Annotated in this window: 19 protein-coding genes; 17 read left to right on the top strand and 2 right to left on the bottom strand. The window is 44.6% G+C overall.

From position 1 onward, the window contains the following. Positions 1-243 precede the first annotated feature (243 nt). The 15 genes from licT (at position 244) to yunB (ending at position 17,169) form a co-directional block, all read left to right on the top strand. Positions 244-1,074, top strand: a complete 831-nt coding sequence (gene licT / locus NSS66_RS19775; RefSeq protein WP_023990227.1) for a BglG family transcription antiterminator LicT — start codon at positions 244-246, stop codon at positions 1,072-1,074. A 250-nt stretch (positions 1,075-1,324) separates the two neighbouring features. Continuing rightward, positions 1,325-3,214: a beta-glucoside-specific PTS transporter subunit IIABC gene (locus NSS66_RS19770; protein WP_071558273.1), complete on the top strand. Its 1,890-nt coding sequence runs from the start codon at positions 1,325-1,327 to the stop codon at positions 3,212-3,214. A gap of 220 nt (positions 3,215-3,434) precedes the next feature. Next, positions 3,435-4,925 carry an alanine/glycine:cation symporter family protein gene (locus NSS66_RS19765; RefSeq protein WP_071558274.1) on the top strand — a complete coding sequence of 497 codons (1,491 nt, stop codon included), beginning with the start codon at positions 3,435-3,437 and terminating at the stop codon, positions 4,923-4,925. A 185-nt stretch (positions 4,926-5,110) separates the two neighbouring features. Further along, a complete protein-coding gene (locus NSS66_RS19760) occupies positions 5,111-5,716 on the top strand; it encodes a bifunctional transcriptional activator/DNA repair enzyme AdaA (RefSeq protein WP_028541406.1) in 606 nt (201 codons plus the stop codon). Continuing rightward, positions 5,697-6,239: a methylated-DNA--[protein]-cysteine S-methyltransferase gene (locus tag NSS66_RS19755; protein ID WP_028541407.1), complete on the top strand. Its 543-nt coding sequence runs from the start codon at positions 5,697-5,699 to the stop codon at positions 6,237-6,239. Before NSS66_RS19760 ends, NSS66_RS19755 begins: the two co-directional genes overlap by 20 nt. Further along, positions 6,229-7,044 (top strand): SPL family radical SAM protein, encoded by an 816-nt coding sequence (locus tag NSS66_RS19750; protein ID WP_071558276.1) that lies wholly within the window; start codon positions 6,229-6,231, stop codon positions 7,042-7,044. Before NSS66_RS19755 ends, NSS66_RS19750 begins: the two co-directional genes overlap by 11 nt. Positions 7,045-7,106: 62 nt before the next feature. Then, positions 7,107-7,724, top strand: coding sequence for a DNA-3-methyladenine glycosylase family protein (locus NSS66_RS19745; protein ID WP_279834575.1), 618 nt, complete (start codon positions 7,107-7,109; stop codon positions 7,722-7,724). Positions 7,725-7,743: 19 nt separating this feature from the next. Next, a complete protein-coding gene (locus NSS66_RS19740) occupies positions 7,744-8,433 on the top strand; it encodes a DNA alkylation repair protein (protein ID WP_023990220.1) in 690 nt (229 codons plus the stop codon). Between the two features lie 70 nt (positions 8,434-8,503). Then, positions 8,504-10,099 (top strand): response regulator transcription factor, encoded by a 1,596-nt coding sequence (locus NSS66_RS19735; protein WP_340959604.1) that lies wholly within the window; start codon positions 8,504-8,506, stop codon positions 10,097-10,099. A 23-nt stretch (positions 10,100-10,122) separates the two neighbouring features. Beyond that, on the top strand, positions 10,123-11,979 hold the full coding sequence (locus NSS66_RS19730) for a histidine kinase (RefSeq protein WP_340959603.1): 1,857 nt from the start codon (positions 10,123-10,125) through the stop codon (positions 11,977-11,979). Positions 11,980-12,078: 99 nt separating this feature from the next. Beyond that, positions 12,079-13,443 carry an ABC transporter substrate-binding protein gene (locus tag NSS66_RS19725; protein ID WP_254348705.1) on the top strand — a complete coding sequence of 455 codons (1,365 nt, stop codon included), beginning with the start codon at positions 12,079-12,081 and terminating at the stop codon, positions 13,441-13,443. 32 nt (positions 13,444-13,475) lie between these two features. Next, entirely contained in the window at positions 13,476-14,378 is a 903-nt protein-coding gene (locus tag NSS66_RS19720; protein WP_254348704.1) for a carbohydrate ABC transporter permease, read from the top strand. A gap of 2 nt (positions 14,379-14,380) precedes the next feature. Next, on the top strand, positions 14,381-15,217 hold the full coding sequence (locus NSS66_RS19715; protein ID WP_025723614.1) for a carbohydrate ABC transporter permease: 837 nt from the start codon (positions 14,381-14,383) through the stop codon (positions 15,215-15,217). Positions 15,218-15,300: 83 nt separating this feature from the next. Then, positions 15,301-16,233: an aldo/keto reductase gene (locus tag NSS66_RS19710; RefSeq protein ID WP_071558281.1), complete on the top strand. Its 933-nt coding sequence runs from the start codon at positions 15,301-15,303 to the stop codon at positions 16,231-16,233. Positions 16,234-16,359: 126 nt separating this feature from the next. Beyond that, entirely contained in the window at positions 16,360-17,169 is an 810-nt protein-coding gene (gene yunB / locus NSS66_RS19705; protein WP_023990213.1) for a sporulation protein YunB, read from the top strand. A 46-nt stretch (positions 17,170-17,215) separates the two neighbouring features. Here the strand turns inward: yunB and NSS66_RS19700 are convergent, their stop codons facing one another. After that, on the bottom strand, positions 17,216-18,322 hold the full coding sequence (locus tag NSS66_RS19700; protein WP_023990212.1) for a M23 family metallopeptidase: 1,107 nt from the start codon (positions 18,320-18,322) through the stop codon (positions 17,216-17,218). Between the two features lie 248 nt (positions 18,323-18,570). Between NSS66_RS19700 and lipA the strand changes: the two genes are divergently transcribed. Beyond that, entirely contained in the window at positions 18,571-19,473 is a 903-nt protein-coding gene (lipA, locus tag NSS66_RS19695) for a lipoyl synthase (RefSeq protein ID WP_340959602.1), read from the top strand. Between the two features lie 24 nt (positions 19,474-19,497). Then, entirely contained in the window at positions 19,498-20,412 is a 915-nt protein-coding gene (locus tag NSS66_RS19690; RefSeq protein ID WP_028541418.1) for a YutD family protein, read from the top strand. A 50-nt stretch (positions 20,413-20,462) separates the two neighbouring features. Here the strand turns inward: NSS66_RS19690 and NSS66_RS19685 are convergent, their stop codons facing one another. Continuing rightward, positions 20,463-21,341: a LysR family transcriptional regulator gene (locus NSS66_RS19685; RefSeq protein ID WP_340959601.1), complete on the bottom strand. Its 879-nt coding sequence runs from the start codon at positions 21,339-21,341 to the stop codon at positions 20,463-20,465. Positions 21,342-21,425 lie beyond the last annotated feature (84 nt).

Here is a 21,425-nt window from a genome sequence, read left to right as displayed (position 1 = left end):
GCCCACGGGAATTTCCGATCTTCGTTTCTTCATTGAAAGCGTTGACAATCGTTCCTCTTCGGGCTATACTTGACGCAATTCCATCATTTTTAGGATTGTTACTGCGTAGCAGGCAAAACCTAAGCCACAAATAAGAAGATGTTACAGTCTTGTTTATTTGGCGTGCTTCGGTTTTTTTTCTGTTTACAATAAAGAGGATGGAGCAAGTGTGGCTCTTGCTGGCATATGGAACGGGGGATCAAGATGAACATAGCAAAGGTCATCAACAACAATGTAATCAGCGTCTACCAGACGGACGGTACCGAACTCGTGGTAATGGGTCGGGGGATTGCTTTTAAGAAAAAGCCTGGAGACAAAGTAGACGAAACCAGAATTCAGAAGGTATTTGCCCTGAAAAACAAGCAGACGTCCGATAACTTTAAAATGTTGTTGCGTGAGGTACCGCTTGATTTGATCGTGATTGTGGAGGAAGTCATTAATGATGCCAAGCATAATCTGAACAGAAAGCTGAACGAAAATATTTATGTTTCGCTGACCGATCATATCAATTTCGCTGTTGAAAGATACCGGGAAGGATTGGAAATCAAAAACGCGTTATTGTGGGAAGTCAAGCAGCTGTATAAAGAAGAATTCGCGATTGGTCTGAAAACGTTGGAGCAAATCAAACAAAGGCTCGGTATTGAACTGCCTGTGGACGAAGCAGCTTATATTGCGATTCACATCGTGAATGCTGAAATGAACGAGGAAGTCATTACGACCATGAGTATCACGAAGTTTATCCAGCAAATTATCAATATTGCAAAATATCACTTTAAGGTCGATTTTGACGAGGACTCTCTGAGCTATTTCCGCTTTATTACGCATCTGAAATTTTTCGCTCAGCGCGTATTTAAGGGAAATCACTACGAAAATAACTATGATCATTTGTATGACATGATTAAGGAAAAGCACAAGGAAGCAGCTGCTTGCACAGAGAAAATTGGTGCTTTTGTGCAAAAAGAATACAACCACGAATTGACTAATGAAGAAAAGCTATATCTAACCGTGCATATTGAACGGGTGGTGAATAGATAAGTCGAACTTTTTCGACGAAAAAGGATCAAAAATATATGATTAAAAGTTTTTGTTGACAAATATGGTGGATTAATTATATTATGATAGTAACAGGAATTTAATAAGTTTTAACTGGGATTGTTACTGGTTATGCAGGCAAAACCTAAGTCATGAAAAATTGCGGGAATAAAGTGCCCACCATTTTTCAAGGCTTAGGTTTTTTGTGTGCCTAAATATGTGAAAATCCCCTTAGAACATGGAGGTGTCCATCATGAGTAATGAAAAACTGGCTAAGGAAATTGTACACCTGGTAGGTGGCGAAAAAAATGTAATATCGCTCGTTCACTGCGCCACTCGCCTGCGTTTTGTGCTAAAAGATGAGGCAAAAGCAGACAAGGGAAAGCTGGAAAAAACCGATGGAATTATCACGGTAAAGCAAAGCGGTGGTCAGTTCCAGGTTGTAGTCGGCAACAAAGTACCAGAGGTATATAATGCAATCGGTAAAGTATCCAATATTTTGAATGAAACTGGAAAAGAAGATCATTCAGCTAAAGGCAACAAAGGATTTGGCGCCGTAATCGACGTAATTTCCAGCATTTTTGCACCGTTGCTTGGAGTTATGGCGGGGTCCGGTATTTTGAAAGGTCTGCTGCTGATTGCGAGTAACCTTGGTTGGTTGCTACCGAAAGACACTACCTATATGATTTTGTATGCTGCGGCCGACAGCTTGTTTTATTTCCTCCCTCTCTTGTTAGCGGTTACAACGGCACGGAAATTTGGAGGTAATATCTTCGTTGCCCTGACCATTGCCGGAGGGTTGCTTTACCCGACCATTGTCACGCTAAAAACGGAAGGTACACCTACGGACTTTTTCGGTATTCCTATTGTTATGATGAGTTATTCATCTACCGTTATTCCGATCATTTTAGCCGTCATCGTCATGAGTAAGCTGGAAAAATGGTGCAATCGAGTGATCCACGAGAGCGTTAAAAACTTTATTACACCTTTGATTCTACTTGTAATTATGCTTCCTCTGACCCTGATGGTCTTTGGTCCAGTCGGGGTGTATGTGGGCAACGCAATCGCTACCGCACTCGTTGCTGCGTTCAGCTTTAGTCCGTTGCTGGCTGGAGCAATCCTTGGTGCTTGCTGGCAGCTGCTCGTTATTTTTGGTGTTCACTGGGGGCTTATACCTGTATTTATTAATAACATTGCTGTCAACGGCCGGGATGGCATTAAGCCCGCTGCTTCGGCTTCCGTCTTTGCTCAAACCGGCGCAGCGTTCGGTGTTATGCTGAAAACGAAAAATAAAAAGCTGAAAACGCTGGCGGGTTCCGCTACACTTACCGCTTTATTCGGCATCACGGAGCCAGCAGTTTATGGGGTTACGTTGCCACTGAAACGTCCGTTTATTGCAGGTATTATCGGCGGCGCCGCCGGTGGTGCCATTATCGGTCAAGCGGGAACGCAAGCATTTGCCTCTGGCGCACCTGGGTTGCTGACCTTGCCGATCTTTTACGGCCCTGGTGGACAAGGATTCCCGGGATTGATTTTAGGGATTACCGTTTCATTCCTGGTGTCGGCCATCTTGACTTATATTTTAGGTTTTGAAGATCCAGTTGAAGAAGAGGAAACTACTAACAATTCGGCTAAAGAATCGACCTCTACAGTTGTTGTTTCTAATGAAGAGGTACTCAGCCCAATTGAAGGAACTGTGGTCGCTTTGTCGGAGGTTCCCGATCCTGCATTTGCTTCGGAAGCTATGGGCAAAGGGATCGCCATCCAACCGACAACGGGCAGAGTCGTGGCCCCGTTCGATGGAACCATCACCGTGGCGTTCAAGAAAAAACATGCGCTTGCAGTTGTTTCGCATCATGGCGCAGAAGTTCTGATTCACGTCGGAGTAGATACGGTCAAGCTGGACGGTAAACATTTTACGTCCCATATCAAAGAAGGCGATCAGGTGAAAGCTGGGGACCTACTGCTTGAGTTTGATGTTGAGCAAATCAGGGCAGAGGGTTATCCTACGATTACGCCAGTTATCATTACGAATTCTTCCGAATATACTGAAGTCCTTCCAATCGCTCAAGGAGAGGTAACGGAGCAGGCCCCACTGTTGAAACTGTCTAGTGCTCTGAATGAGAAAGAAAGCATTGCCTAAATGTCTTAAGGACAAGGCTCTGATGATCCATATTCTCGGATCATCAGAGCTTTTTTGTCGTCATTTTATGTAGCCGGTAAGCTCACTTGTAATTGACAATATGTCAATTAAATTAACTTGTATGGTGGTAAAAACTAATCTATAATTTTTTGTAATTATGCAAATTTTCTGAAAACATAGACTAGAAAATCAATTGATTGATCAGGGGGAAATACAAGGAATGTTAGAGCAGTGGGCAGAGGCAGTAAACGGCGTCATTTGGAGCAATCCTGTGGTATATGTCTGTTTGGGTGTGGGACTATTATTTTCGATCATGACTCGATTCCTACAAATCAGGCATTTCAAAGAGATGATCCGTCTAGTATTTAAAGGGAAAAGTTCAGAGGCAGGTGTATCCTCTTTTCAGGCCTTTACGATGGCGCTATCGGGGCGTGTTGGGACGGGAAATATTGCTGGGATTGCATTGGCAGTCGGTATGGGTGGACCCGGGGCGATATTTTGGATGTGGGTCATGGCTTTTATCGGATCGGCTACTGCGTTTGTTGAATCCACACTGGCTCAGGTATATAAGGTAAAGCGCGATGGACAGTACCGAGGCGGCCCGGCCTTTTATATTGAAAAAGGGACAGGCTTTAAATGGTTTGCCGTCATTTTTGCGGTTGCTGCGTTGGTCGCGATGTGTTTACTGATGCCGGGAACTCAATCGAACTCTATTGCCGTAGCTTTTCATAGCTCGTTTGGCATGGATATGAAGGTTTCTGGGATAGTAGTAGTCGTGTTGCTGGCGCTTATCATTTTTGGAGGTGTAAAAAGGATTGCCAATGTGGCTCAGGTTGTCATTCCGTTTATGGCACTTGGCTACATCCTTGTCTCTTTTTATATTATGATGACGAATATTACTGCGCTTCCCGATGTATTTTCGCTGATTTTTCGCAGTGCTTTTGGCGTGGATTCTGTGTTCGGCGGTATGGCAGGGACGGCGATTGCCTGGGGCGTAAAACGGGGCATTTACTCCAACGAAGCCGGGCAAGGCTCAGGTGCGCATCCGGCAGCAGCCGCGGAAGTGTCTCATCCCGCAAAACAGGGGCTAGTTCAGGCATTTTCCGTGTATGTGGATACCTTTTTAGTCTGTACGTCTACGGCTTTTATGGTCTTATTCACAGGTATGTACAACGTGAAGGGACCTGGTGGCGATTTTATTGTACAGCATCTCCCGGGTGTTGAAGAGGGAACCCAATATACACAGGCTGCTATTGAATCAGTATTTCCCGGTTTTGGATCGAGTCTGCTGTCCATTACCTTGTTCTTTTTCGCATTTACGACCATTATCGCCTATTATTACATCGCAGAAACGAATATGGCCTACCTGGTTGCCGACCGTAAAGCCAAATGGCCCATGTTCGTTCTAAAGCTGGTTATCCTGGGTTCGACGTTCTATGGAACGGTCGTCAAGGAATCGGCGTTGGCGTGGACACTGGGGGATATGGGGGTCGGTATTATGCTCTGGGTGAATCTGATTGCTATGATTCTGTTAGCCAAGCCTGCTCTTCTTGTGCTTAAGGATTACGAACAGCAGCGGAGGCAAGGGCTGGACCCGGTGTTTGACCCGGAGAAGGCAGGTATTTCAAATGCCGAGTATTGGTCAAAGGAATATCAGCCTCCTTCAGATGAGTTGACGATTACCGCCAAACCGAGCAAGCTGCAAGCCTAAATAAGATAGATAAGTAAGATCAAAGGTGGCTCCGCGGGGAGTCATCTTTTTTTCGTTATCTTGCCTTTACATTCCAAGAGGGGTACATATGTTCACTATTTAGTCTATAATTTAGACAGACGGATTTAGAAAAATTCTGCCATAGATATGTGGGGAGGCCACATTGCACAAGAGAGGTGATTTGAATGAGCACATCCGATTTATCCATAACTGACGACAAGTGGAGAGCTATTGTAGAAAACGACAAGTCATATGATGGGGTATTTTTGTACGCTGTGAAGACAACGGGAATATTTTGTCGCCCCTCCTGCAAATCCAGACCTCCCAAAAGAGAGAACATCCGTATTTTTAAAACAGCAGAGCAGGCATTGGCCCAGCATTTTCGTCCATGCAAAAGATGTAAACCGACAGGACAACGATTGCCTGATCATGAATGGATCGCACTGGTTACAGAATACGTGAATTCTAACTATATGAAGGACTTAACATTGCACATCCTGGCTGAGATAAGTCATGGAAGTCCGTATCATTTACATCGTACCTTCAAGCGGATCATGCATCTAACGCCAATGGAATATATACAGCAGACCAGGTTGGAACAAGCGAAGAAGCTACTCATTTGCTCAGATATATCTGTTGCGGAAGTGGGGGAGAACGTAGGTCTGTGCAATGCACCTTACTTTATTACGTTATTTAAAAAGAATACAGGCTACACCCCATTGCAATATCGCCAACTCAAATTGAATGCAACACAAAATGGAGGTACACAGCATGGCACAGCAAATAAATAAAACGATCTATTGGTCATTGTTGACACATGAGGATTGGAATTTATATATTGCAGCTACATCGGAAGGACTATGTTATGTAGGTTCGCCCAATCAACCTGTAGAGGAATTGTTTTCATGGGCGGGAAGGCGATTTCCCGGCAGTCCTTTAGTTGAAGAGGATGCTGCTTTACAGCCCTATGCCAAGGAGCTGATTGAATATCTCCAAGGGGAGCGGACCCAATTTACATTGCCCTTTGACTTTCATGGGACTGCGTTCCAGATGGCGGTTTGGAATGCGTTGTGTGATATTCCGTATGGGGAAACAGTATCCTATTCAGACATTGCCAACGCTATTCAAAAGCCAGCCTCTGTTCGTGCGGTGGGGGCTGCCATCGGTGCTAATCCGATTTTGGTCACCGTCCCTTGTCATCGGGTCATTGGTAAAAATGGAGCTATGACCGGATATCGGGGTGGGTTGGACATGAAGGTGAAGCTTTTGCAGCTCGAAAAGGAAAGTGTGGCATCGGTTCAGTATGAAAAATGAGTATTACAAATCCCCCAAGACTCTTCTGAATAAAGGGACTGGCTTCTTGTCAGGGTATACACATTCGTTGAACCCGTTTACAGGTTGTACCTTTGGTTGCTCGTATTGCTATGTACGCCAATTGCCAGTCTCCACATTTCGGAAGGAAGCTTGGGGGACATGGGTTGATATTAAAAAACAGGCGGCAGATATTCTTCGCAAGGAGCTTCGCAGAGCCAAATCGAAAGGTAAAGTCACGATTTTTATGTCATCAAGCACAGATCCTTATCAGCCTGCCGAGTACAAGGAAGAGGTGACCCGGTCTCTGCTGGAGGTGATGGTGGAGGATACACCGGATTTTCTCTTTTTACAGACGCGCAGTCCACTGGTACGGCGGGATACCGATTTACTGCTCCGATTGGGGGATCGTGTTCGTGTGAGTATGACTGTAGAAACAGATCGAGAAGATATACGCAAACATTTTACCCCGGAGGCTCCTCCCATCCAGGCTCGTCTCCAAACGCTGCATCTTTTAAGGGAGGCAGGTGTACCGACGCAAGCTACGATTGCTCCGATGCTTCCAAGCAGTGAACATTTTGCAGATAAGCTGTTGCCTCTGGTCAACCGTGTCTGTATTGATGATTATTTTATGGGAGACGGCAGTGGGGGAAGACGAACGCGTAGCTTAAAAATTGGTGCGTTGTACGAGTCATTGGGGCTGGAAGAATGGTATCATCCTGCTGCCTATAAGGCGGTTTATGAACGTTTTCTCCATGTTTTCCCGAAAGAGCAGCTCTATGTGAGCAAAGAAGGATTCGAACCTTGATGTAAAAGCAGTCCATGCCATTGAATCATGAGTGAACATATAAGGGGGCAGCGGGAGAACGAATGCAAACCGTAATGACCAAAAACTTTGATTATGGAGAAAAGGAAATCAGTTATCTAAAAAACGTAGACACCGTACTTGGTGCAGCGATGACGCAAATGGGCAAGGTAGAACGGATCATCATTCCCGACCTGTTTGCGGCGCTCGTTCATGCGATTGTGGGACAGCTTATATCGGCCAAGGCGGTTCAAACCATATGGGCAAGGATGCAGGAGAAGTTAGGCGTGATCATTCCACAAAATATAGCCGTTCAGACGGCTTTAGATATTCAAAGCTGTGGCATCACCATGAAAAAGGCCACATGTATCCTAAATATAGCCCAAACGATCGAGCAGGGCCTGTTGGATTTACAGGAATTATATGAGCTTTCCGATGCACAGGTGATCCAGAAATTGTCCTCGCTGCAAGGGATAGGACCTTGGACGGCTGAAATGATGCTGATTAATTGTATGGAGCGTCCAGATGTCGTCAGTTGGGGCGATATGGCTATTCGACGGGGAATGATGAAGTTGTACCATCTAGATACATTGACCAAGCAGCAATTTGAGGAGTACCGCCGAGTTTATTCGCCTTATGGTTCGGTGGCCTCTATTTATTTGTGGAGTATTTCATTTCGTTAAGAATCAGGGAGTGGAAACGATGGAGAAAACAATCAGAGAACAGATACTGTCATACGTGGATGCGGATTTTCAGAAATTTACGGCTGCATTGCTTCCGACGATTAATAATGTGCTGGGTGTACGTCTGCCAGTGCTGCGTAAGCTAGCTCAAAATATTGCCAAAGGAGATTGGCGTCTCTACCTGGAGACCGCTGAAAGTGAACACTTCGAAGAAGTAATGCTGCAAGGTATGGTGATTGGTTCTGTAAAAACAGATATAGAGGAAGTTTTGAGTTATACCGCCAAGTTTGTTCCTAAAATTGATAATTGGTCCGTATGTGATAGCTTCTGTGCCGGATTGAAAATCACGAAACATCATAAAGAACGGGTATGGGAGTTTATTCAGCCCTATCTATTCTCCAAGAAAGAATATGAAATTCGGTTTGGTGTGGTTATGCTTCTAAATTTTTATATTGAGGAACAGTATATGAACCGGGTATTTACTTTACTGGATCAGACCCATCGTGAGGATTATTATGTACAAATGGCAGTAGCATGGGCGATATCGATCTGTTATATCAAGCTGCCCGAGGTAACAATGGCGTATTTAAGTCATAATACATTGGATGATTTTACCTTCAACAAAGCACTGCAAAAAATCACGGAATCATATCGGGTGGATCAGGCAACGAAAACGACTATCCGCGGTATGAAGCGAAAAAGAAAATAGGATCGGCTCCCACCTGTAAGTGTTATACTGAAAAAAAATGCGTGTATGAAAACGAACAGGAGGGGAGTCAGTGAATTCGATCCCGCTGGGAGTACTTGTTGTGGATGATGAAACTAGACAGCGTCGAGGTTTGGCTGCCATGGTCAGGGATCTACGTCCCGAATACGAGGTATGGGAAGCCAAGAACGGGAAAGATGCTCTGACCATTTCGTTATCCAAACCGATCCAAATCGTTTTTACAGATATTCAAATGCCGATCATGAATGGACTTGAATATCTTCAACAATTGAGAACATCTGGTCAGCATGAGACCAAAGTTATTTTAGTGACAGTCTACCAGGAATTTAGCTATGCACAGCAGGCGGTGAGGTACGGGGCGAATGATTATTTGGTGAAACCGGTGCAATCGCAGCAGCTCATTGAAGTGATTCAACATATGGAGAAGATCATTGTAGAGGAGCAGGAAGCACTGATTGGGAATCAAACAGCGTTGAATCAGATCGAGCAGAGTATGCCTGCATTTGTGGAGCATTTGTTTAGCAAATGCGTGACAGACAAATTACAGCCTAATGAGAAAATCCTATTAAAGAGTCACTTTGGATGGCGTGGGGTAGGAGAAGTTCTCGCGTTGGGAGCATCGGCGGCCCACCCGGAGGATATACATATGTGGGATTCTCAGCTCCGTAATACGGTTGTTGAAATATTGCGACCTTGGGCGTCTTCTGTCGTGTTTCCACTCGAATCCCGTAAAGACCATGTGGTTGCAGTAGTGAATTGGAAGGATAGGGCTGAAAGCAAGGAGGCCAAAAGCGCCCTTCAAGCTGGGCTGAAAAAGTTGGAGCAACAGCAAGCGATTTCAATCTGGTTTGCTTGGGGTCACCCTTTTAATTTTGATGAAATGCAAATAAGCCAATCTCACGAAAAGGCCGTTGGCCTGATCTCCATGCGTTTTTATACACCTCACATCAGATATTTGAACCTTGTCGTTTCAGATGATGAGCGGCCAGTACAGGAAATGAGCGCACACGAACAAAGGGCCTTTTTTAAATTTATTGAAAGCGCTATCTCTAATGGAGAGCCCGATCAGCTATTGGGTCAGGTGAAAAATTTCATTGGACAAATGACACAAGGGTATCCTGCACCTGAAGCGCTTAAAGCTAAATTGGTACACCTTCTGTTGGTTAGTTTACAACGGTTAAATATAGGGTGGAGTGAGGAAGTCTACTCACGTTTCTCGGAACGTTTGAACAAAGCTGTCGAAGGGGCCACCTGTCTTCGGAATCTTGAGGATCGTGTTGCAACATGGTTAAAAGAGCTGATTCTTGAGCTTCATAGCGGCTCCAAAGGCGAACCCATTATGAACAAGTGCAAGGAATTTCTAGATGCACATCTACATGAAGACCTAAGTCTGGAGATCGTGGCCCGGCGCTTCCACTATAATGCGTCCTATTTTAGCATTCTGTTCAAAAATTATTTTGGGCTCTCGTTCACGGAATATATGGTGAAGCTCAGAATGCAAAAGGCTCAGCACTTACTGCTGCATACAGACGCCAAGGTCGCAGAAATTAGTAGACAGGTTGGTTATAAAGATATCAAATACTTTTTTAAAGTGTTCAAAAAAAACGTAATGCACACGCCGGAAGAATTTCGTAGGAAATTCAACTGATTGTTAGGTGAAAGGAAGATACGATGCGCCAAGTTAAATATATGTATCAAAAATTTTTGGACAGTAGCTTTCGTACGAAATTGATGCTGTCCTATTTTTTGTTGTCTGGTTTTATCGTTTTGATCCTAGGTTTCGTTTACTTTGAAACGAGCGCACGGAATATTACTACAAATGTAACAGATAGCGTTACAAGCGTTCTGCGTAGTAATAACCAGCTGCTGGATAACAAGCTGACAGCTATTCAAAAAACCGTAGATATGATTCCGATCGACCATGATCTTCTTCAGACCATTATGAACGTGGATACTACGGATTCTTCATCGCTGTTACGAGCTGATCGCAGCATTACAAAAATTTTGTACAGATACTTTGGCAATATGGAGGAAGTGTATGCTTCCCAAATTATGACTCAAAATTATGCATATGGAAGCACTGATCGGATGTATATTCCCGTTAAGCCGTTCTATTCTTCTACGTTGGCAACAACGGCGGTGGAAGCAGAAGGGGCTACCCAATGGATTCCCGCTTATTCGTATGCCGATACATTCCATCAGCAGGATTTAAAACGAGGCTCCTATGAGTTTAGTTCTTTATTTGCTGTGGTAAAGCAGCTCCATTTGACTGCATTAGATGATGCAGGAACCTTTCATACGCTTCCGGAGGGAAAGGAAAAACCTATACTTATATTGAATTTTCGTCCTGACTTGTTAAAAGGGGGCTTTGAAGATTATGCAGCCCGCAGCGGATTTGCACATCTATCCTATGGCATGATTCATGATAAAAACGGGATGGTCATGAGTTCGGATAGACAGCAACAAGTGGGGGAGCCCGTGGCGGATTGGCTTAAGGATGCCATTACTTCGGAACAAGGGATGAAAATGGTAAACGTTAAAGGTCAAAGCATATTACTGGTTTACGAAGCGATGAAGACGACGGGCTGGGTATCTTATATAGCCATTCCCATGGAAGATGTATTGGGACATCTATCAACGATTCGCACCTACACGGTGTTTTTTTTAGGCTTTATGATGCTCGTCGCTGTTATTCTTGCTTATTTACTGTCTGTTTACATCAGTAAGCCCATCACAGATATGAAACAGGCGATGAAAGTAATGGAGAAAGGGCATTTTGATATTCGAATTCCTGTGCGTGGCTATGATGAATTGGGAGACCTGGTGATTCGGTTTAATCAAATGAATGAAAAAATTAAAGATTTAATCGAGGAAAATTACAAGTCACGTCTACGAGCCAAAGAGTCGGAGTTAATGGCACTTAATTTACAGCTGAATCCCCATTTTTTGTATAACACCTTAACGACCATGTATTGGATCGCGTTAGAACATAAACAGCACGAGCTGGGCCAATTGATCATTAGTCTGGCGGAAATGCTGCAAATTACTACTCGAAATAAAAACGATACATGGAGTTTGGAAACCGATCTGAATTGGCTGGAAAAATACATTTATATTATGCAGAATCGCTTTGAGGACAAGTTCACGGTGGAATATGATATTGATCCCATTTTGCTTCAGATGGAAGTTCCCAAACTTTTCTTGCAGCCTTTTGTAGAGAATTCAATTATTCACGGCTTCGCCGAAATGGAATCAGGGGGTCTGATTAGGATCACAGCCTGGATCGAGAAGCAATTGGTGTGTTTTAAAGTGGAGGATAATGGATTAGGAATTCAAGAAGATCATATACGCCGAATTCAAGCTGGAGAAATCAGATCAACGGGCATTAAAAATGTAGACAGAAGAGTACGGCTATTATATGGAATGGATTATGGCGTTACGCTCCACTCGCCAGCAGGTAAAGGGACATTCGTCCTGATTCGCATCGGAGAAATTCATAGATCTAATCAAATGACACCAATCCAATGAGAGTACGACTTTTAAAGATGTAAGCGTTTGCTAAAATGAGTTTAGTGACGAAGCAACAAACGAAAAGATAAAAAAATAAACGGTTTGGGGGCGTTACTCATGTTAAAACGAAAATTATGGATTGTCTGCATGTGCTTGATCGTTGGGCTTATGTCAGCCTGTAGTTCAAATGAGAGCAGCAGCAAACCAGTTGATTTGCAGGGTCACGAGCAAGTGACACTGACCTATGCTAGTTGGGGTAGCACCAATGAAAAGAAGGTTCAGCAGGAAATCGCTAAAAAATTTACAGAGAAATATCCGTGGATCAAAATTAACTATATGCATATCCCCGGGGATTACGTAACCAAATTAACGACGATGTTTGCCGCCAATCAGGCACCCGATGTATTTCCCATTTATAAAGCACAGGCTCTGCAATGGGCTGAACAAGGCAAACTATATAATTTAAATGAATTTTTGAAGGAGGATAAGGAGCTAACGAAGGAAAGTCTTATTCCTAATTCAGTCATCTATTGGGATAAGGACAAAGTGGCTGGGATCAAGGTAACTGAGGAAGCTTTCGCGCTTTATTACAATAAAGATTTGTTTGATGAGGCTGGTGTTGCTTTGCCGCCAGTAAAGGCTGAGGAGGCTTGGACATGGGAGCAGTTTTTAGAGACAGCACAAAAGCTGACCATTGATAAAGCGGGAAATAATGCGCTCAGTCCCAATTTCGATGCAAGTAACATTAAACAGTATGGAGTTCGGTTTGATACATGGATGTGGCATTTGCTTGTGCCTTCCAATAACGCAAGTGTCATTTCAGACAAAGGGGACTCGCTTAATCTTGAGAGCCCTGATGTGATTGAAGCTGTTCAGAAAATGGCTGATCTGATCAACGTTTATCATGTGGCACCGTCGCCAACGCAGTCCAAAAATATACCTTCCCCGGCCGTAGCACTACAAAGTAAGCGTGTAGCGATGGATTTGGATGGACAGTGGGTTCAATTGGATCTTGGAGAATCGAAGGTGAATTTTGGTGTAGGCGTGTTACCCAAGCTGAAGAGCAGCAAAACGATCCTGTTTGGCGAACCGGAAGTGATTTCTGCCAAAACCAAACATCCTAAAGAAGCATGGATGTTTTATAAATTCTTGCTGGATGCTGAAAGCGGACTTGACATGCATTCCAGCGGATTGTGGATGCCTGTCATGAAAAAGTGGTACACCGAACCAGACTTGATTAGCAAATGGGCCGATGTCAAACCAGGTCATGCCGATGGTTACCGTGATGCTGTCATGAACCAAACGCTGCATAACGGTGTCAATTCTTACGACTATTATCTGAAAAACTCGGAAAAAATCAATGCTATCATTAACCCGGCGCTGGATCAGGTATGGCTGGGCAAGAAAACGGTGGAGCAAGCATTTAGGGAGGTTTCCGCAAAGGCCAACGCGGAATTTAAGGGGACGTATCCAAAAGAATAGGGTGAGTGTTTTGACAGAAAGAGAGGGATAGAATGCAATCATTATCTTCTATTCGTAAGAAGGAAAATTGGTTGGGGTGGCTTTTTGCCGCCCCTGCTATTCTCGGCTTTGTCATTTTTGTTCTGGGACCGATGATCGCTAGTCTCTGGTTCAGTCTTACCGATTACAAGGTGGCTTCACAGGCCCATTTTATCGGTCTGGATAATTACGTCCACTTATTTGACGGTACGGATCAATTTTTTTATAAATCACTCGGGGTTACGTTTTATTATGTGTTCCTGAGTGTGCCCCTGCAAATTATTGTAGCTTTCTTTTTGGCGATATTACTTAATCAAAAGGTAAAAGGTCTGGCTTTTTTCAGGACTGTTTTCTATCTCCCTACCATTGTGCCACTCATAGCATCGTCTATGATCTGGATGTGGCTGTTTGATCCGGATCTTGGCTTGCTAAATGTGGTGCTGCGTGCGCTGCATTTGCCTGAAAGTCAGTGGATCTATAGCGAAGGGTCGGTAGTTCCTACTCTGGTTTTAATGAGTTTGTGGACCGTTGGAGGAACCATGATTATTTTTCTGGCAGGCTTGCAAGATATACCTAGACATTATTATGAAGCCATTGAAATTGACGGTGGAAACGCTCTTCATAAGCTTATGTATATTACAATTCCATTGACATCGCCCACTATTTTTTTTAATACGATTATGGGCTTCATCGGTGGGTTTCAAGTGTTTGTTCAACCTTACGTCATGACTCAGGGTGGACCCAATAACTCCAGCTTGTTTTATACCTTTTATTTGTTCCGCGAGGCATTTACTTTTTCGAATATGGGTTATGCCTGTGCTATTGCTTGGGTGCTCTTTATTGTCGTTTTGGTATTCACTGCCTTTCTGTTCAAGACGGCCCGAAAATGGGTGTATTACGAAGGCGGGAGGGCATGAACATGAAAAAACGCGGTTGGAGTTGGAGCAGGGTTTTGCTCTACACAATTCTCATAGTAGGCTCACTGTTTTGTATGTTTCCTTTTTACTGGCTGGTGCGAAGCTCCATGATGGATTTAAGTCAGATTTTTTTGATCCCGCCGAAATGGATTCCAGAGCCTTTTGTATTCGAGAATTTTTTACAGCCGTTTGAAGAGTTATCCTTTGGGCGCTATTTTGTGAATACATTTATCGTCGTAGCGGGTACTTTGGCGGGTGTACTTCTGTCGAGTACCATTTCTGCCTACAGCTTTGCGCGAATGAGATGGAAGGGAAGAGATAAGGTATTTGCCTTGTTATTAAGCAGCATGATGCTGCCGTTTGCAGTCACGCTGATTCCATCATTTATTGGTTGGCAGGCATTAGGCATGGTTAATTCGTATGTTCCATTGGTATTACCTTCTTTTTTTGGTGGAGGCGTTTTTAATATTTTTTTGCTAAGACAATTCTACATGACTCTACCGCGAGAACTGGATGAAGCTGTATTTGTGGATGGAGGCAATCATTTTACGATTTTCACCCGTATTATTTTGCCTTTGTCGAGGTCAGCGATTTTGGTCATTGGATTGTTTACGTTTTTGAATACATGGAATGATTTTATGGGGCCGCTGGTTTACCTTAATGATGAGAGCAAATTTACGTTGGCGATTGGGCTGCAGCAATTTCAGGGAATATATTCGGCTCAATGGGGCGTTTTGATGGCCGCATCTTTAATTGTAGTCTTGCCTGCTATTATTCTTTTTGCCATAGGACAGAAGTATTTTATGGAAGGGATTGCCTTGACGGGGATTAAAGGATGAGGACAACTGCCAGGTACGCACTTTGCTTTTTTTGGAGTCTAATAATAAAATGGAAGTAACTTTCGAAAAGGAGATGACGTGAATTGGCAGAGCAAGTGCGTATTGGCAAAACAGATCTATATGTAAAACCAATCGGTTTGGGTGCAAATAAGGTGGGAGGACATAATCTCTTTTCCGGTTTGAATGATGAAACGGGTAAAGAAGTTGTTCGCACAGCTTTGGACAACGGCATCAATTTTCTGGATACGGCTTTTATTTATGGACCTGAGCACTCAGAGCGATTGATCGGTGAGGTGCTGAAGGAGCGGGGCAAACGTGAGGAAGCGGTCATTGCGACCAAGGGGGCACACAAATTTGTGAACGGAGAGGTTGTTTTTGACAACTCGCCTGCTTTTTTACGTGAATCCGTCGAATCCAGTCTGAAAAGATTGCAGACCGATTATATCGATCTGTTTTATATCCATTTCCCCGATGAAGCTACGCCGAAGGCAGAAGCAGTTGGAGAATTGAAGAAGCTTAAGGACGAAGGCAAAATCAAGGCTATTGGCGTATCTAACTTTTCCATTGAACAACTTAAGGATGCGAATAGCGACGGTTATGTAGATGTGCTCCAATCCCAATATAATTTGTTTCAACGGGAAGCTGAGAAGGATCTGCTGCCTTATACCAAGGAAAATGGCATTTCGTTTGTGCCTTATTTTCCGCTAGCCTCAGGATTGCTGGGTGGTAAGTATACGAAAGACATGACCTTCACGGACATCAGAGCAAAAAATCCACTGTTTCAGGGAGATGCATTTGCTCGTAATTTGGACAAAGTGGAGCAGGTACGGGAGATTGCCAATGCGTTGAATGCAGAGGTTGCTCATGTTGTGCTCGCATGGTATTTAACCCGCGATTCGATTGATGCCCTCATTCCAGGGGCGAAGGGGCCGGAGCAGGTGCTGGCGAATTTGAAGACGCTAAATGTCCAATTGAGTCAGGCTGATATCGAAAAGATTGACCACATTTTCAAATAATGAGTGCACCTGAAATTTGCAATTGTATATGTATTCCATTTAGAGAAGCTGCCGGACGGGCGGCTTCTTTTTCGTCCCTCCCTTGCATATCCTTGTAGGGTAAGTTCAACGCTGCGGGGGGATCGGATGATGAGAAGACCGCAATGGCACAGCGCACCCAACAGAAGGAGACGCGGCAGACGTAGAGTATTTTTGATTGTGGTACTGGCGCTGCTGGTAGGAATCATACAGGTGGCTGCTTATGTGGAGCAGCATTTGAAGCCGCCCATGATGCACCTGGCAAAAGTGCGGGTCAAACAAATGGCGACGGAGGCTATTAATTCAGCAATTACAGCACAGGTAGAGCAGGGGAAGACGGCTGATAATTTGATCGAATGGAGAACGGATGCACAAGGAAGAACCTCCGGCTTTGTTCTGAATTATGCAGAGCATATGAGAATTACGTCAGACACGCTCAAAGCAGTCAAGGCAACGATGGACAGCATGAGCCATTTTGATGAGAGTGTTCCGATTGGTCAGGCATTGGGCAGTCCACTGTTGGCAGCTTATGGACCAACGGTCCCCCTAAAGGTGGAGCCGCATGGAGCAATCAAGGTGGATTTAAATACCCGTCAACAGGATGCGGGCATAAACATGATCTTGGTGGAAGTGTACATTCGGATTACGACGGAAGTGTCCGTGGTTATACCGTTTGAGATGCAACCTCAGATTGTGGAGACGGAAATTCCGGTTTCTTATTTATTAGTGGTAGGCAACGTTCCGATGTACTACTATGACAATCAGGGGAAACCAGTGGGTAAAAATGGTGCAGCCGCTCCGCAGTTGGCGTTGCCTCCCCATTCCATAGAGAGTAGCGGCGCTGTAGATCCCAGCACAGTAAGTGTTCCAGAGGTACAGGAAGACCAAAACACCTCTAGCCAGTCCCCAACGCCATAGAGCGGAGGGGAGTGACGTGAGTTGCTCAGGAAAAACAAAAGGGACCCTATGAGGAGGTCCCTTTTGTTTTTCCTGTTTTGAGCGCTTTGCGTTCGGTCTGCTCCCACTGTCTTAATAACGGATACGGGTCAAAGGACCAATCTGCCCAGCCATTGTCCCGATATATACCATAGTGCAGATGCGGTGGAAACTTGCCTTGGGTACCGGGTTTTCCATAGCCCGAGCTTCCGACCCAGCCAACCGTCTGGCCGGGTGTAACGATGTCTCCGTTGTGGACGGTTTTGTCAAAGCCGGAAAGATGCGCATAGTAGTGATAGCGGTTGTTGAGATCTCGGATTCCGATTCGCCATCCGCCGAAGGGATTCCAGCCCTTCATTTCAACTACACCGTAGCAGGTACTGCGAACTGGAACTCCATAGCCAGCAAACAGATCAGTTCCTTCATGTATACGGTAACCGCCCCAGCTGCGACGGCTTCCCCATGTGCTGCGGTAGCTATAAATGCTGCCTAAAGGAAGAGGGAAGGCTTGACTGACCAGATCCAGCTTGCCATACGTCCGATACAGCTTGGCAAACTGCTGAACTCTTTGAACTGCGCGGCTGTTATGGTAATATTCCCAAACGGCAATACCAAATTCATCCTCGTTGTTTCCATACTTTCCGAGATAAGATGCGATGCTGAATAGCAGATCCTTGTCATTATTACGGTCAGCGATTCCATCACCCGAACCGTCTTGTCCCAGCCCGGAAAATAGTTCAATGGAACGCGGATTTTGATCCTCCGAATCAGGGTTCATCAGGCCGGACCAGACTGGTCCCGTGATGAAAATACCTATGATCCGTTCCGCATGCTTGCGATCCCTGGGATGGGCCACTGTAAGTGTGCGTTCATACTGGTCGATGGCGGCCAGCCTGTACCAAGGAACTCCAGTCAGGGCTTCGATGGAATGATATAGAGCCAGCCTGGACGTATACGACGAAGACTGAGCATGTGAAGCATCTACATTTGCGGTCAGGCTGCTTCTGGCGGACGAGGACTGTAAGTGATTGGCAAAGGCATGGGCAGGAAGCGGACAGGCCGTTGTCAGTGTAGTAGCGCATAACAGCAGCGATAACAAACGAACAGCTCGGGCTGTCCGCGTAGGGTAAGGCACGTGAACCGACCTCCTATAGAAGGGCTTAATCGCCCGGTAAATTCTAGGCCCCGTATTCAATAGCGTGAATAGGGTGCTTTTGTTTAGATTGAGCCATATCCGCCGCTTTTATCCATGTAAAGAGTTTACTTTTTCCGGCATCAATGTCATATCAAAAAGGGAACAATGAATGGAGGTTTTTCCATGGCTTTCATGTTATAATGTATGGCAATGACAGCTTAAGCTTATCAGAAAGAAGGTCTATGCCATTGTCTAGAAAAGTGAAGGAAGCTAAGCCCGACTGGATTCGTATTAAACTTACGACAGGCGATAACTATCAGGAAATCAAGAGCATGATGCGTTCCAAGACATTACATACCGTATGTGAGGAGGCACGATGCCCTAATATATATGAATGCTGGGCCAATAGGACAGCTACATTTATGATTTTGGGTGATACTTGTACGCGTGCGTGTCGTTTTTGCGCAGTAAATACGGGAATGCCTACGGAACTGGACTTGCAGGAGCCTGAACGCGTCGCTGAAGCGGCTGAAAACATGAATTTGAAGCACTGTGTCGTAACCAGTGTGGCTCGCGACGATTTGAAAGATGGAGGTGCTACTATATTTGCAGAAACGGTTCGTGCGATTCGCCGCCGGTTACCTCTTTGCAGTGTAGAAGTATTGATTCCCGATTTTATGGGCGATATTGAATCGCTACGAATCGTCATGGATGCCAAGCCAGATATTCTGAATCATAATATTGAAACGGTGGAGCGAATGTCCGACAAAGTTCGGGCTAAAGCGAAATACCGTCGCTCTCTGGAGCTGCTTCAACGTGCGAAGCAATTAAATCCGGCTATTCCAACGAAATCAAGCATCATGCTAGGTGTCGGGGAAGAGTGGGACGAGATCTTACAAACCATGGATGATCTGCGCAAAGTCGATTGTGACATTATGACAATTGGTCAATATTTGCAGCCGTCCGAGAAACATTTATATGTGCAAAAATATTATCCACCGGAAGATTTTGCGAAGTTAAAGGAAGAGGGATTACAGCGGGGATTCAGCCACGTCGAATCCGGACCGTTGGTCCGCAGCTCCTACCAAGCGCATGAGCAGGTGAAGTCAGCCGCTCAGCATAAGGAAGAAGGCGCCCTTTCGCAGGCTTGATCCGGGAAAGGCGGTCAGAATAGCTTGTTTCAAATCGGTGGTAAAAACTATGAATTGTTGCAGGATCACAAGAACGGGTGGAATCCCGAAGCGTTTCGTGATCGGTATAGTGAAGTGCTGGATCGCTATGATTACATTATTGGTGATTGGGGTTACAATCAGCTACGTCTGAAGGGCTTTTATCGAGACGGTCATCCCAAAGCAAATAAGGATACATCTATAGTGATACTGGACGATTACATTAATGAATACTGCAATTTTGGCTGTGCCTATTTTGTGTTGCAAAAAAGTCGTGAAGTGGTTAATAAAAACGGGGTCAATGATGAAATCATTGCTCCAGATATTCAGCAGTTGGTAGATGCTCAAAGGGAACAAGCAGGAACGCTAGAACCCGAAGAGCAGCAAGAAGTATTGCAACATACAGCTGGAGAACAGGAGTGGCCGCAATCACAGCAGGATTCCACAGCTACGGAGGAATCGCGAGTGGAGCAGCCTCGAGAATCCCGGGAACCACGCGAGTTGCAACGTCGGGAATCGAAGGATGCCCAGGAAGTACGTGAGCGACAGCCGCGTGAAGCTCGCGAAAGTCGTCCATCCAGAGAAGGACGTGAAGGAAATCGGCAGCGTGAGCCACGTGAAGCACGCGATTCGCGCCAGCCAAGAGAACCACGTGAAGCAAAGGATGGACGCAATCCGGGTGAAGGGCAGCAAGCCCGGGAACCACGTAGACAGCGCAATCAGCAAGGGAGTTTCGATAAAAAGGAATCGCGTGGACCACGCTATGAGCGTCAATCAAAGGAAAATCGGGAGGGACGGCAAGTTCGTGTCTCTCGTGAACCTGAGGGCCAGCGTCAGACCCAGCCAGCTGCTAAAGCCGAAAGAGCTGAGGGTAGTAAAAAGAATAAAACATTTACAGCTCCACAACAAAACGGTTCCTGAATTTTCAGGGGCCGTTTTGTTTTGTAAGTACCTCCGAAGTCGCCAAGGGCTTATGACCAACTTTTTGCATGTTTTAAAGTAATAGCAATGAATTCCGATAAGGCTGGAGAAATCCACTTATTTTTGTGATAAGCCACTTGAGAGAAAATTTCTTGAAAGCCACCCTCACAGGGAATGATCTTTAACTTTTCTTGATGAAGTTCCTCTATAACTGTCATGAAAGGTAAACAAGTAATACCTAGCCCACTCATTACACATTGTTTGATCGCTTCAATACTCCATAGCTCCATAATTTGAGAAGAAGTAATTTCACGCTCTTCTAAGTATTTTTCAAACATTGTACGGTAAATACAATCTTTCCCATTGGAAATCAAGGCCTCAGTAAGCTTTTTATTTAAAACATTCATCGTAGAGTCAGGGCTTCCTACAACGACAATAGGTTCTTTATTTAATAAATGGACAGTTAAATTAGAATCACGTAATTCCGGCAACATGACAAACGAGACATCCGCACTCCCATTTAGTAGCGCTTTTTGATTATCTCCACAGGTAGCATTACTAAGTTTAATACTCACGTGAGGATATTTTTTCCTATATTCACTTAGTATAGGTTCTAAGCGATAGATCGTTAAAGACTCAGGAGCCGCTATTTTCAACTCTCCTCGCACAGCCTTCTCATCGTTTGCAATGTTTTCAATCTTGCTATAAGTACTTAAAATTTCTTCTGTATACCCCAGCAACCTTTTTCCAACATCCGTCAACTTTACCTTTCGACCCATTCGATCAAACAGGGGGGCACCAATATGTTTTTCTAGTGCCTGAATATGAGAAGTCACTGTAGATTGAGTGTAACCTAAAAATTCTGCTGCCTGTGTGAAACTTCCCCATTCAATGACTTTTTTGAATGTGACAAAATGACGTATTTCCATAACTCACCCACTTTAATCGAATAGTTATCCCTATTGCTATTGACATCATAAAAATCAATGGATTAATTCATGTATTTCAATTTT

It is taken from the genome of Paenibacillus sp. FSL R10-2748, assembly GCF_038005565.1.
GTDB lineage: Bacteria > Bacillota > Bacilli > Paenibacillales > Paenibacillaceae > Paenibacillus > Paenibacillus polymyxa_B.
This window is presented reverse-complemented; position numbering and strand designations above follow the sequence as displayed.